The sequence below is a fragment of the Stenotrophomonas sp. genome (genome assembly GCF_032066555.1).
In the GTDB taxonomy this organism is placed as follows: Bacteria; Pseudomonadota; Gammaproteobacteria; order Xanthomonadales; family Xanthomonadaceae; genus Stenotrophomonas.
Map to the genome: position 1 here is coordinate 122,245 of NZ_DAMBKV010000007.1, position 13,246 is coordinate 135,490.

A 13,246-nucleotide genomic window follows, 5' to 3' on the forward strand; every position below is an offset into this window, starting at 1 on the left:
AACTCTCCCCTTGCCTGCGGCAAAGGGAGGGAGCAGCAGCGGTAGTGCCGAGCCACGCTCGGCAGGGGCTTTACCAGCAAAGCATCCGTACACCAGGCCGCAAGCCGCAGAGCAGAAGCCACCCCTCCCCAACTCTCCCCTTGCCTGCGGCAAAGGGAGGGAGCAGCAGCGGTAGTGCCGAGCCATGCTCGGCAAGCGGCCTTGCAAACAATTTCAGGGCTGCAGGAGCGGCTAAGCCGCGAAACCGGCAGCGTTGCAATCACCGGCATGCCTGCAACCTGATTGAGTTGTGGCATCGCGGCTTACGCCGCTCCTGCAAGACAGCGGACTCCGGCCATGCCCCAGCGGAGCATGGCTCCGCTCTACGGGGTTGCCGCTCAAGCTGCTGGCGGCACTTCCGGCTTCACCGCTTCCGGGCTCACACGCTCGATGGTGTGGCGCAGTTCGCGGCCGAGGATGAACTTGGCGTCCTTGGCCCAGGCATCCAGGCGTTCGTCGAACAGCAGCTTGCTGTTCTGGTCCGGCCAGACCAGGCGCAGTTCACGCATCTTCTGGATGAAGCCGCGGAACAGGGTCTTGTCGAAGAACTCCGGCGCGGCCGGTGCGTACAGCAGGCTCAGGCGCTGTGCGGCCTGTTGGCACAGGCTTTCCAGTTCACCAGCGCCGAGCGTGCCCGGGCCGTTCTTCACCAACACCGAGATGGCGATGTAATAGCGCTCGAACGCCTGTTGCAGCGAATGGCCAATCGCACGCAGACGGAACACCTCATCGGTCTGGCCGGTGCTGCGCGCAAGCATTCCGCCATCGTCTTCGCCCACGTGTTGCAGCAGGCCTTCGCGCACGAAGACGTCGATGGTCTGGTCGATGCGCGCGGCGAATTCGTCCTCGGTCCAGGGCAGGAACAACTCCGCCTGCAGGAACGGATACAGGCCGCGACCCAGCCGCAGCAGGCCACCACGGCTCATGCGGCGATTGTTCTGGAAGCAGCAGGCCACCCACGACGATGCGGTGAACAGGTGCAGCACGTTGTTGCGGAAATAACTCAACAACACCGCGGTGTCGCCACTGACGCTGAGCACATCGCCCAGCGGGTGCTTGATGCGGGTGAGGACGTTGATTTCCTCGGCGTGGGCAATGATGCGCTCGGGCGAATGCGGGGTGACCGTGACCCGGTCGGAATACGGCATTTCCACCAGCAGCTTCTTGCACAGTTCGATCTGCGCGATCAGGTCGGCCTCGCCCATCGCGTGCTTGGGCGTGGACAGCAATGCCAGCGCCAGCAGGTTGATCGGGTTGACGTCGGCGGCGGCGTTGATGCGTTCCTGGATCTGCTCGGCAAGCGTGTCGACCGTGCCGGACAACCAGCTCGGCTTCTCGTCCTCGGGCACCGGCTGCCCATCCCATTCGGGCGCCATTTTCGCCAGCACATCGTTGAGCGCGATCGGCTCGCCGAAGTTCACCACCACCTGGCCGTAGTTCTGCTTGAGCACCTTGGGAATGCCCCACAGCAGCGCCCAGATCGATTCCTTTTCCTTGGGCCGGCCAGTGAGCTCGTCCAGGTAGCTGTTGCCCTCCATCAGCTTTTCATAGCCGACGTAAATGGGCTGGAACAACACCGGCTTGCGCGGCTGGCGCAGGAAGGCGCGCAGCGTCATCGAGATCATGCCGCCCTTGGGCTGCAGCAGGCGACCGGTACGCGAGCGTCCGCCCTCGACGAAGTACTCGATCGAATAACCACCGGCCACCAGCTGTGCGACGTACTCGCTGAGCACCGCCGAGTACAGCGCGTTGCCCTTGATCGAGCGGCGGATGAAGAACGCACCGCCCTTGCGCAGCAGGGTACCGACCACCGGCAGATTGAGGTTGATGCCGGCCACGATATGCGGCGGCACGATGCCACGGTCGTACAGCAGGTAGCTCAGCAGCAGGTAGTCCATGTGGCTGCGGTGGCTGGGCACGTAGATGATTTCGTGGCCCGGTGCCGCTTCCTTGAACTTGTCCAGGTGATGCACCAGCACGCCGGCATAGATGCGGTTCCAGACGTGGCTGAGCATGAAGCTGGCCGAGCGCACCACCGGGGTGGAGTAGTCGGCGGCGATCTCCCAGGCATAGCCCTGCGCCTTCTTCCAGGCCTCGGTAGTCTTGGAGTTGTCGCGCTTGGCCTGCACGGCGATGGCTTCGCGTACCGAATCCGATTCCAGCACCTTGTCCACCAGCAGGCGACGAGTCGACAGGTCCGGGCCGATGATCGATTCGCGGATGCGGCGGAAATGGGTGCGCAGCACGCGCTGCAGCTTGCGCACGGTGCGCTCCGGCTCCAGGCCCTCGTCGACGGTGCCACGCAGCGAGACCGGCGGGGCGAAACGGACGATGGTGTCGCGGCCATTGAGCAGGATCGCCAGCAGGCGGCGGAAGCGGCCCACCAGCGCCCAGTTTTCCGAGAACAGCACCGCAAACCAGCCGCTCTGCTTGTCCGGGGCGCGGCCGACGAAGATCGACACCGGCACCAGGTGCACGTCCAGGCCCGGGTTGGCGCGGTGCGCCTGCAGCAGCTTGGCCAGCGAATCGGAATGGGTCTTGGCACCGCGCTGCTCGGGGATCAGCGCGCTGTTGCTGGAACGCCGCGACAGCGCCACATAGGCGCGCTTGCGCCCGGTCGGGTCACCGGCCAGCGGCACCAGCGGCGACGGCAGGCCGGCATCACGGCAGGCCTTGTCCAGGATCAGTGCGTTGGACAGACCGTAGTCCTCCAGCACGTACACCACCGGGCGGCCATCGTTGTGCTGGCCAGCCTGCTCCGGCTCGATCTTCAGGCCCAGCCAGGGCTCGATCAGCTTGCCCAGCAGGCGCGCCCACCACGGGCGACGCGCGGCACGGGCCGCCGGTGCTGGTCGCACAGAGGCGCCCGGCACAATGGCAGCAGGAGTGGCGGGCGGCGCGTTGGCGTCGTCCGGCGGCAGCAGTTCACCCTGGTCGGGCTGGGATTTCTGTTTCGACATCGGCGCCATTATGGCTTAGCCGCCGCTGCGGCGTTGTCCGGTGTTTCCGGATCTGGGACGTCGGCCGCCTGCAAGGCATCGGCCTTGGCCTGCTCAGCGGTGCGTGCGGCCGCCAGCACGGCGTCCACGTCACCCAGGGTGCGCGCCAGGTACCAGCGCTTGTCGCGCCTTACCAGGGCCACCTCAAGGTCCAGTTCCTTGCCCGCCAGCGGGTACTGCACACGCACGGTGGCGCGGTCGCCGTCCTGCGACACCAGGCCGGTACGCATCTGTTCCACGCTTTCATCCAGCTTCAGCCCGTAGGCGGCCAGCACCTGCTTGCTGGCCGCGGCGAACGGCCCCAGTTTCTGCAGGCTGCCAGTCATCCCGGCCTGCTGGAAGGCCTGATCGCCAGCCAGACCGGTCGCGCGCGCAGCGGCAGTGAGGGTGGCGATCGAGGTCTGGGCCAGCTTCGGATCGGACAATGGCGCAGCCTGTGCCCAGTCGCTGAGCGCGGTGACAAGCTGCACGTAATGCGCACGTTCGGCCGCGTTGTAGTCACCTTGGTGGCTGATGTACTGCACGCCGAACAGACCCAGCGAATGCGCGGCCTGCCGCACGGCGGCGGTCTGCCCTTCCAGCTGTGCCTTGAAGGCGCGCTGCAGGCTGCGTTCGGCGTCCTTCTCCGACAGCGTGGCGAGCAGCGCGGGCAGCTTTTCGTCCAGCGGCAGCTCGGTCAGCGGCCAACGGCTATGGCCCTGGGCCCAGGCGGCTTCGAGCTCGGCATATTGGGCAGGGGGCACGGCAGCGCGGGCGTAACCGACCAGGTCGTTGTTGCGCAGGTGCTGGGCCAATTGCCGCACCGCCGCCGCCGGCTCGGTGGCGGCGCCCGGCAAGGGCTCGGTGTTGCGCTTGCAGGCGGCCAAAAGGGCTACAAGGCAGACCGAAGCCAGAACGATGCGGTGGCAGCTGCGTAGTGAACGGCGTTGCATGGCGGCGTCGATCCTCCCCGTAGGCCGAGCATCTTGATGCCTGCCCGGTGACAGCAGCAAGCACGGCCGTCACGGTGGAGCGGCGATTTGGGAGTCGGGATTGGAGATTGGATAAAGGCGGACGGCAGGATTTCCACTCCCCCAAAGCGACGAGCACTGTTGCCCACTGCGAATCCCCAGCCCCGATGCCCAGATCCGGGCATAAAAAAAGAGGCCGCCCCGTTGCCGGTGACAGACCCCTCAAGCCGGCGCGAAGCCGGTAGACATGTTTGACGCATCGCCGGCAGCGCCGGACGGAACGTAGCCTACGCGTCCGATTCAGTTAAAGCAACACTTTATAAACATCAGCATAAGTTGTTGATTTTACTCGATTGATTCGGCGATTTCACGCTGAATAGCCAGCGCCGTGGCACGCGGATCGGCGGCCAGGCGGATCGGCCGGCCGACCACGATGGCATCGGCGCCGTCGGCAAAGGCCTGGGCCACGCCGACCGTGCGCTGCTGGTCGTCACCCACCGGGCCACCGGGGCGGATGCCGGGGCAGACGATGGAGAAACCCTGACCGGTTGCCGCGCGGATGGGCGCGGCTTCCTGGCCCGAGGCGATCACGCCGTCGATGCCGGCGCGCTGCGCGGCCAGCGCGCGCTCCACCACCACGTCGACGGGTTCGCGGTCGATGCCCATCTGGGCCAGGTCCGGGCGCCCCATCGAGGTCAGCACGGTGACCGCCAGCAGGCGCATCTCCGAGCTGTTGGCGGCCGCAGCCGCTTCCATCATGCCGGGGTGCCAGCCATGGATGGTGCAATAGCTCACAGGCCACTGCGACAGGCGCCGGATGACGCCGGCAATGGTGGCCGGAATGTCGAAGAACTTCAGGTCGACGAACACGCGCTTGTCGCGCTTGGCCAGCGCGTCCAGCACGTCGAAGTATTCACCCGAGGCCAGCAGTTCCATGCCGATCTTGTAGAACGACACGGCGTCGCCGAGCTTGTCCACCCATTTCAGGGCCTCGGCCTTGCCGGGCACGTCCAGGGCAAAGATCAGGCGCTCGTCATTGCGCAGCGGCAACGGTGCACGGTTCATCGGGCCAGCTCCAGGGCTTCGCGCTTGGCGCCATTGCGCAGATCGGCCGGCAGCGACCAGGCATTGTTGATCGCGGCCCCTTCCCAGCCACCGTAGGTGGGGTTGGGCAGGATCCACCAGCGCGAGCCGATCCAGCCCTGGTACTTGTCCAGCAGCAGGTCGCGCGCGGCCAGGCTGTTGTCCTCGACCTGCAGGAAATCGGTGAACTGGTCGCCCACCTGCATCAGCACGCGGTACTGCTGCGCCACCAGCTGACGGCGGCAGCCCTTCTCGCTGCCGTGCTCCTTGCAGCCCGGCACCGGCGTGCCCAGGCCCAGATAAACGCTGTCATCGGCGACCGGGAAGCCGACCTTGCGCAGGTTGGCGATGGTGGCGTCCTTCATCGCCGCGGTGCGGTTGCTGATGTAGATCATGGTCACGCCCTTGGCCGCAGCGGCCTGTGCGAACTGCACCGCGCCCGGCACCGGCTGCGCCTTCTGCTCGTCCACCCAGGCTTCCCAGGTGGCGTCGTTGTAGCTGGTGCCCTCACTCACCAGGCGCGCCTGGTAGGGCGAGTTGTCGAGCACGGTTTCGTCCACGTCCACCACCACAGCCGGCTTCAGGGTCGCCGACTGATGGTTGCCGCCCTCTTCCGGCAGCAGCGCGGTCCAGCGGCCATCGGTCAGGGCCGCATCCAGCTGCGCGCCGGCCAGCTTCCAGGTCTGCAGCGCGCTGGCCCGGTATTCCTGCGAACGCTGCACCCACAGCACGGCATTGAGGTTGTCGTTGGGCGCATTGGCCGGGGCCACGACCGCATCGGCGGGGGCCGGCGAAACGTGGTGCTGCGGCGCGGTGGTGCTGCAGGCGGCCAGCGACAGCAGGGCGCCGGCCAGCAGGGGAAGGGCGGGGAATCGGGACATGGAAACTACCGGGATCTTCGAAAACCGGCCAAGTTTACCGGCTCCCCGCTTTGCCCGCCTTGCCGGGTCAAAACCGGGGCTAAAACCGGGGTCAGAGTGGGGTTTCGTTCCGAAACCCCACTCTGACCCCGGTTTTAGCTCCGGTTTCAGCTCTCAGCTATGCTTGCGCCCCCCTAGCAAGACCGGAGCCCGGACCGTGACCGACGCCAGCCAGACCCCCGATTTGCCCGTTCTCGATGCCGATCAGGCACGCGTGCTGGGCTGCCTGATCGAGAAGGAGGCCACCACCCCGGACACCTACCCGCTCACGGTCAACGCCGCCCAGGTAGCCGCCAACCAGAAGACCGCACGCGAGCCGGTGATGAACCTGGAAGCCGGCAAGGTGCAGTACGCGCTGCGCCAACTGGAAGCCATGGGCCTGGCCCGCCAGCATTTCTCCTCGCGCGCGGAGCGCTACGAGCACCTCACCGGCCTCAAGCTGGACCTGCCGCGCCAGCAGGTGGCCCTGCTCGGCCTGTTGCTGCTGCGCGGCCCGCAGACCGCCGGTGAGTTGGCCATCCGCAGCGAGCGCATGGCCAAGTTCGCCGACCCTGCCGACCTGCGTCATCAGCTGGAGCGCATGCAGCAACGCGGCCTGGTCGTGCAGCTGCCGCGTGCATCGGGCCAGCGCGAAGACCGTTACATGCACCTGCTGTGTGGTGCGGTGGATGTGGATGCCTTGGCGGCGCAGTACCGGGCACCGGCCGGCGCTGGTGCCGTTAGTGGCAACAGCGCACTGGAAGCGCGGGTGGAACAACTGGAAGCCACCGTCGCCGCGCTGCAGGAGCAGCTGGCCGCACTGCAGCAGCAACTGGGCGGCTGAGCCGACGCTGGCCGTAGCCCGGGTAAGCGCAGCGCACCCGGGGTCGTTGCCAGAAAGCCGTAGATCGCTGAGATCCCAGTCCCCGGGTGCGCTGCGCTTACCCGGGCTACGGGCTCAGGCGGGCGTGTTGACGAACAGCAGCAGTTGTTCATCCTTGCCGGGCAGCACCACGGTGCCGTCATCGCGGAAGTCGGCCTTTTCCAGCAGCGCCACCGAACGGGCGTTGCCTATCGAAACAATCGCACGCAGTTCACCCAGGCCGAGCGTGCCGCGCGCATAAGCCAGCACGCCTTGCACCGCCTCCAGCGCATAGCCCTGGCCGGTGTACGCGCCCAGCAAGGCGTAGCCGACGTCCGCGCAGGGCAGGCCATCGCGCCGCACCAATCCGGCATTGCCCAACCAGGCACCATCGCTGCGGCGTTCGATCGCATACATGCCGAAGCCGTTCGCGGCATAACTGCCAAAGGTGTGATTGCGCACGTAGTCGCGCGCCTGCTCCAGTGTGCGCACGCCGCGGTCGCCGATGAACTCGTGGAAACCGGGCTCGTTGAGCAGTTGCAACATGCCGGCGGCATCGCCGTCGTCGTCACGCAGCAGGCGCAGTTGCAGGCGTTCGGTTTGGATCAAAGACATAAGGTGCTCGGCGTTGGCCCCCTCCCTTCTGCGTAGCAGAGGGGAGGGTTGGGGAGGGGTGCTTTTGGTTTTTGCCGGTAGAGCCCCTGCCGAGCATGGCTCGGCACTACCAACGCCCCTTTTTGCTCAGGAAGGGCTGACGGGCTGTTCGCGCTGAGCCCAATCAAAGCGCAAGACCGAGGCAAAAGCTACCCCCTCCCGACCTCTCCCTTGGCTGCGCCAAAGGGGAGGAGCCAAGCCGTGCCCCCTCCCTTCTGCGTAGCAGAGGGGAGGGTTGGGGAGGGGTGCTTCTGGTTTTTGCTGGTAGAGCCTCTGCCGAGCATGGCTCGGCACTACCAGCGCCCCTTTTGCTCGGAAAGGGCTTAGGGGCTGTTTGCGCTGAGCCCAATCAAAGCGCAAGACCGGGGCCAAAGCTACCACCTCCCGGCCTCCCCCTTGGCTGCGCCAAAAGGGAGGAGACAAGCATCAATCAAACAGCGCCTGGATCGCCGCCAATCCTGCCTTGGCACGCTCCTGCTTGTGCGCGGCATCGGCTACCGGGTCGGCACCATCGCGCTGGATCTCGCCGGCCGGAATCTCATCAAAGAACCGGCTCGGCTTGAGCCGGATATGCTCGCCAAACTTGCGGGTCAAGCGACTGAAGCTCATCCACAACTGGATCTTGGCGCGGGTGATGCCCACGTACAGCAAACGCCGCTCTTCCTGCAGGTTGCCTTCATCCAGGCTGACCTGGTGCGGCAGCACGCCGTCCTCGCAGCCAACGATGAACACATACGGAAACTCCAGGCCCTTGGACGCGTGCAGCGTCATCATCCGCACCTGGTTGCCGCCGTCATCCTTGTCGTTGCGCGAGATCAGCGCCAACTGCGCGGCCATGTCGGCGGCGCTGGCGCCGCGTGGACCGCTCTCGAACCACGAGGCCAGTTCTTCCAGGTTGTTGGCGCGACGCTCATAGCCGGCGGTGTCCTTGGCTGCGTGACGCAGCTCGGCCAACATGCCCGAATCCTTGGCCACGCGCCGCACCAGGTCGCCCGAACTCATCTGCCGCATGTCCAGCCGCAGCGCGCGCAGGATGTCGGTGAACTTGCTCAGGCTGTTGGCCGCACGCGGGGTGAGCTGGGCCAACGCGCCCATGCTCTCGGCCGCCTGCGCCATCGGGATGTCTTTCTCGGAAGCCAGCTCCGCCAACTTGGCCAGCGTGCTGGCGCCGACATCACGCTTGGGCGACTGCACCGCGCGCATGAAAGCCGTGTCGTCGTCCGGGTTCACGATCAGCCGCAACCAGGCCAGCGTGTCCTTCACTTCCTGCCGTTCCAGGAACACCGTGCCACCGTTGAGGTGATACGGCACGCCGACCAGCTGCATCGCTTTCTCCAGCGGACGCGACTGGAAGTTGCCGCGGAACAGGATGCAGAAATCACTCCACGGAATCTTGCGGCTGGTCGCCAGGAAATGGATTTCCGCCGCCACCTTTTCCGCTTCGTGCTCGCTGTTGCGACACTCCCATACGCGGATGCGCTCACCGTCGGCCTGGTCGGACCACAAGGTCTTCAGATGCTCGTGCGGGTTATGCGCGATCAGCGCATTGGCCGCGCGCAGCACGCGGTTGGAGCAGCGGTAATTCTGTTCCAGCTTGATGATCTGCAGCTTGGGGTAATCCACGCCCATCTGCTGCAGATTCTCGGGATTGGCACCACGCCAGGCATAGATCGACTGGTCGTCATCACCCACGCAGGTGAAGTTGCCGGCGGGCCCGGCCAGCTGCTTGAGCAGGCGGTACTGGGCGTCGTTGGTGTCCTGGCATTCGTCGACCAGCAGGTAGCCGATGCGCTCGCGCCAGGCCAGGGCGATATCCGGGTGCTCTTCCAGCACCTGTACCGGCAGGCGGATCAGGTCATCAAAATCCACCGCATTGAACGAGGTCAGGCGGGTCTGGTACAGCTCGTAGACCATCGCCGCGTCCTTCTCGCGGTTGCTGCGCGCCGCCGCCATTGCCTGCTCAGGCGACAGCCCGGCGTTCTTGGCCCGCGAGATCAGGTTCTTCATGTCCTCGATGTCGTCGGGTTTGGCACTGCTGCCGCCCAGCAGATCCTTGATCTGCGCGCCGGCATCGTCGGCATCGAAGATGGAGAAGTTGCGCTTCAGCCCCACCTGTTCATGTTCGATCTGCAGGAACTTCAGGCCCAGGGCATGGAAGGTGCAGATGGTGACTTCGGCCGCGTCCTCGGCGCGCAGGCGTTTGGCCACACGCTCGCGCATTTCCTTGGCCGACTTGTTGGTGAAGGTGATCGCGGCGATGCGGCGGGCGCTGTAGCGGCCAATGCCGATCAGATGGGCAATTTTCTCGACGATCACACGCGTCTTTCCGCTGCCGGCACCAGCCAGCACCAGCAGAGGACCTTCGGCGTGCACAGCCGCCGCGCGTTGGGGGGGATTGAGGGAATCCAGCATCTAGAAACGAGTGAATGGAAGTGAGAAACGAGACCGGACGGGGGGCGCGATGCCGACACCGGGGTATTCTGTCACCCCTCGGGATCCGATGTTGCTTTCACTGGTTCCTGGTCCCTATCCCCTGGTTCCTGATTCAATGGCCAAGCTCTATTTCTACTATTCGGCGATGAACGCCGGCAAGACCACCACCCTGCTGCAGTCCGCGCACAACTACCGCGAGCGCGGTATGCGGGTCGCCCTGCTGACCCCGCACCTGGACCACCGCGCCGGCACCGGCGTGGTCGCCTCGCGGATCGGTCTGCAGGCCGAAGCCACCACTTTCGAGCGTGATACTGACCTGGAGGCGCTCATAAAGCAGGACATTGCCGCCCACGGCAAGCTCGGTTGCGTGCTGGTGGACGAGGCGCAGTTCCTGAGCAAGTCGCAAGTGTGGCAGCTGTCCGAGGTGGTCGACCAGCTGCGCATCCCGGTGCTGTGCTACGGCCTGCGCACCGACTTCCGTGGCGAGCTGTTCGAGGGCAGCCAATACCTGCTGGCCTGGGCCGACGAGATGCAGGAGATCAAGACCATCTGCCACAGCGGCAAGAAGGCGACGATGACCGTGCGCGTGGACGAAAACGGCTTCGCCGTGCACGACGGCCCGCAGGTGGAGATCGGCGGCAACGACCGCTATGTGTCGGTAAGCCGCGCCGAGTTCAAGAAGATCACCCGCGGCGAGGGTCGGATTGATCCGATGCAGGCGCCGCTGCCGTTGTAAGGCAATTTACATTAGCCCCTGTGCCCCCTAGGCTGCGACCATCTCCAAGGAAGAATGATGCCCACCATGTTCCGCTATTTATTGATCATCCTGCTGTTGCCACTGTGTCTGCCCGCTGTCGCCGCCGAAACACCGCCACAGGAAGACGGGCCCTTGCTCAACGCCGGATTCCTGGATGGTCATCCGGACATGATGTACCGGCAGTGGGGGGTAAACGCACTGCATCGCGGTGAAGTGGACAGCGCGATGGAAAACTTCCGGCTTTCCGCGCGCTATGCGGATAAGCCGGCGCAGGGCTACCTGGCCGAAATGTACTGGTTCGGCGTGGAACGTCCTGCAGATCGGGTCATGGCGTTTGCATGGATGGATGTCGCTGCCGAACGCGGATACCCCTTGTTCGTCGAGCTGAGGGACCAGTATTGGGCAGCGCTTCCGCTGGAACAACAGGATGCAGCACGTGCCCAAGCCCGACAGCTCGCCGCCGAGTATGGTGATGCAGTGGCCAAACCGCGCATCGCGGCGGTGCTGACACGCGGCCTGCGCGCAATGACAGGCAGCCGTACCGGCTCTATGTCGAACAATGTCGATATCGTCTACAACGACGGCGGGATGGAGCGCACCATCAAGGCTGACCGGATGTATGACAAGAAATACTGGGATCCCGATCTCTACCAGAAGTGGCAGGACGCAACCTGGATGAAGATCCGCCGTGGCACGGTGGAAGTGGGCAAGCCCGCGATGAGCATTCCCGCAGCCACCGACAAACCTTGATTTCGACCCGGGGCGGGATCAAAACCGCCCCGGTGTCAACGCAGCCTCGCTTGCAATCAATACAACGTCCGCTCCGGCGCACCGGCTGCCGGCGGCGTGTACTGGTACAGCCAGGTTTCGGTCAACGTCTTGCCACCGCTGCGCAGGTATAGCCGCACGTCAATCTGATCGGTGCTGCCGTCTGGCGGCACCAGGTCGAACATCGCGCGGTAGCCCTTGATCTCGCGCAGCGGCCGCGCCGATACCACTTCCACGCGGCCACGGCTGGTTTCCACCACCGCTTCCACTTCGGCCTTGTCGATCAGGCTGGCGAGTTCGCCGCCTTCGAAATCCACCGCGAAGCGCCATGAGAAATACTCACGCTTCTTGCCGATGATGCCGCCCAGGCCGGTACGGCTGGCCACGCAGTGGGCAAGCGGCGGGCGTGCCGGTGGCTCGGCGCCCCAGTACAGGCGATAGCCCACCAGCAACTCCTGGCCCGGCTGCGGCTTGGCCCTGGGGTTCCAGAAGGCGACGATGTTGTCGAAGGTTTCATCAACGGTGGGGATCTCCACCAGCTGCACCGAGCCTTCGCCCCATTGCCCCTTCGGTTCGATCCACAGGCAGGGGCGCTTCTCGTAGAACACGCCGTCGTCCTGGTAATGGTCGAAGTTGCGGTCACGCTGCAGCAGGCCGAAGCCGCGTGGGTTGTTGTCCACGAACATGTTGAAGCGCAGGTTGGCCGGGTTGCACAGCGGCCGCCAGATCCACTCACCGGCGCCGTTCCACATCGACAAGCCGTCGGTGTCGTGGATCTCCGGGCGCCAGTCCCAATCCATGCGGCGGTCGTTCTCGCCGACCTGGTACATGCTGGTGCACGGCGCGATGCCGAGCCGCTCGATTTCCTTGCGCGGGTACAAGGCACTGTCTATATCCATCAGCAGCACGTCACCATTGGTGATGGCGAAGCGATAGGCGCCGGCCACACTGGGTGAATCCAGCAGGCCATAAACGACGATGGTGTCCGAATCCGCGGCAGGCTGTTCCAGGTAGTAGGCGATGAAGTCCGGGAACTCCTCCGGGCGGCCCATGCCGGTATCGATCGCCAGGCCACGCGCCGACTGCCCGTACTGGCCCTCCTTGCCCACCGCGCGGAAATAGCTGGCGCCAAGGAAGGCGGCGAAGTCGCGGTCGGTATCGCTGCGGGTATTGAGGCGGAAGCCGGCAAAGCCCAGGTCAGCCGGCAACTCGCCATCGTGGATGCCGCTCTTGCCGTAGTTGAAAGCCGCACCGTCATAGGCCAGTTCCTGCGCCTTGCCATCGACCACGTCGAACATGCGCACTGGCGAATGGAAGTACAGGCCGAGGTGGAAGAACTTGGCCTGGAACTTGCCGGGCTGGTCCGCCCACAGCGCATGGTCCTGCCGATAACTGATGGACTGGTACTGGTCCCAGTCCAGCTTCTCCAGCGCGCCCGGCAGGGTGCGTTTGTGGCTCTTGTAGGGTGCCTGTGCCAGCGCACGGGCCTGGCCCTTGAGCGTGGCGAAATCGAAAGGCTGCGGCTGGCCCAGACGGCGCAGGCCCAGCTGTGCCGGCTTCCCGGCCGCGCAGGCGCTGAAAGCGGGGAGACCGAAGGCCGCCAGGGCGGCAGCGGCGTTGCGCAGGAAGTCGCGTCGTTGCATGAAAGGCAGGCCGATAGGGGACCGCAGCATGGTAGGCGCAATTACGTGAATCGACAGCCCAGGACGCTCAGCGGATGAACATCCGCTTCAGCCAACCTGACCTTTAGTGCCGAGCCATGCTCGGCAGGGGCCTTCCCGGTCAACCACCAGCAGCAGTGC

At 65.3% G+C, this 13,246-nt stretch carries 10 protein-coding genes; 3 read left to right on the forward strand and 7 right to left on the reverse strand.

Annotated features, from left to right (window positions below; translation table 11 throughout):
- Positions 1-377: 377 nt before the first annotated feature.
- The 4 genes from plsB to RT131_RS10720 form a co-directional block, all read right to left on the reverse strand.
- Entirely contained in the window at positions 378-3,008 is a 2,631-nt protein-coding gene (gene plsB / locus RT131_RS10705) for a glycerol-3-phosphate 1-O-acyltransferase PlsB (RefSeq protein ID WP_313172800.1), read from the reverse strand.
- Positions 3,008-3,970, reverse strand: a complete 963-nt coding sequence (locus RT131_RS10710; protein WP_313172801.1) for a hypothetical protein — start codon at positions 3,968-3,970, stop codon at positions 3,008-3,010. Before RT131_RS10710 ends, plsB begins: the two co-directional genes overlap by 1 nt.
- A 363-nt stretch (positions 3,971-4,333) precedes the next feature.
- Complete coding sequence (gene pyrF / locus RT131_RS10715) at positions 4,334-5,053, reverse strand: orotidine-5'-phosphate decarboxylase (RefSeq protein ID WP_313172802.1); 720 nt, start codon at positions 5,051-5,053, stop codon at positions 4,334-4,336.
- Positions 5,050-5,952, reverse strand: coding sequence for an HAD family acid phosphatase (locus RT131_RS10720; protein WP_313172803.1), 903 nt, complete (start codon positions 5,950-5,952; stop codon positions 5,050-5,052). The genes pyrF and RT131_RS10720 overlap by 4 nt, the downstream gene beginning before the upstream one ends.
- A gap of 196 nt (positions 5,953-6,148) precedes the next feature.
- Between RT131_RS10720 and RT131_RS10725 the strand changes: the two genes are divergently transcribed.
- Positions 6,149-6,814 (forward strand): DUF480 domain-containing protein, encoded by a 666-nt coding sequence (locus tag RT131_RS10725; protein WP_313172804.1) that lies wholly within the window; start codon positions 6,149-6,151, stop codon positions 6,812-6,814.
- Between the two features lie 114 nt (positions 6,815-6,928).
- Here the strand turns inward: RT131_RS10725 and RT131_RS10730 are convergent, their stop codons facing one another.
- On the reverse strand, positions 6,929-7,447 hold the full coding sequence (locus RT131_RS10730; RefSeq protein ID WP_313172805.1) for a GNAT family N-acetyltransferase: 519 nt from the start codon (positions 7,445-7,447) through the stop codon (positions 6,929-6,931).
- Between the two features lie 465 nt (positions 7,448-7,912).
- The gene (locus RT131_RS10735) at positions 7,913-9,895 is read right to left on the reverse strand and encodes a UvrD-helicase domain-containing protein (RefSeq protein WP_293715975.1); all 1,983 of its coding nucleotides are present in this window, start codon (positions 9,893-9,895) and stop codon (positions 7,913-7,915) included.
- A 139-nt stretch (positions 9,896-10,034) separates the two neighbouring features.
- Between RT131_RS10735 and RT131_RS10740 the strand changes: the two genes are divergently transcribed.
- Positions 10,035-10,655, forward strand: a complete 621-nt coding sequence (locus RT131_RS10740; protein ID WP_313172806.1) for a thymidine kinase — start codon at positions 10,035-10,037, stop codon at positions 10,653-10,655.
- A gap of 57 nt (positions 10,656-10,712) precedes the next feature.
- Positions 10,713-11,426, forward strand: a complete 714-nt coding sequence (locus RT131_RS10745; protein ID WP_313172807.1) for a sel1 repeat family protein — start codon at positions 10,713-10,715, stop codon at positions 11,424-11,426.
- Positions 11,427-11,482: 56 nt separating this feature from the next.
- On the opposite strand, the gene RT131_RS10750 is transcribed toward RT131_RS10745, so the two are convergent.
- Positions 11,483-13,087 (reverse strand): glucan biosynthesis protein D, encoded by a 1,605-nt coding sequence (locus RT131_RS10750; RefSeq protein WP_313172862.1) that lies wholly within the window; start codon positions 13,085-13,087, stop codon positions 11,483-11,485.
- Between the last annotated feature and the right edge of the window lie 159 nt (positions 13,088-13,246).

Coding starts and splice junctions, on each gene's coding strand:
- plsB (WP_313172800.1), bottom strand. CDS start 3,008: ATGGCGCCGATGTCGAAACAGAAATCCCAGCCCGACCAGGGTGAACTG.
- RT131_RS10710 (WP_313172801.1), bottom strand. CDS start 3,970: ATGCAACGCCGTTCACTACGCAGCTGCCACCGCATCGTTCTGGCTTCG.
- pyrF (WP_313172802.1), bottom strand. CDS start 5,053: ATGAACCGTGCACCGTTGCCGCTGCGCAATGACGAGCGCCTGATCTTT.
- RT131_RS10720 (WP_313172803.1), bottom strand. CDS start 5,952: ATGTCCCGATTCCCCGCCCTTCCCCTGCTGGCCGGCGCCCTGCTGTCG.
- RT131_RS10730 (WP_313172805.1), bottom strand. CDS start 7,447: ATGTCTTTGATCCAAACCGAACGCCTGCAACTGCGCCTGCTGCGTGAC.
- RT131_RS10740 (WP_313172806.1), top strand. CDS start 10,035: ATGGCCAAGCTCTATTTCTACTATTCGGCGATGAACGCCGGCAAGACC.
- RT131_RS10745 (WP_313172807.1), top strand. CDS start 10,713: ATGCCCACCATGTTCCGCTATTTATTGATCATCCTGCTGTTGCCACTG.
- RT131_RS10750 (WP_313172862.1), bottom strand. CDS start 13,087: ATGCAACGACGCGACTTCCTGCGCAACGCCGCTGCCGCCCTGGCGGCC.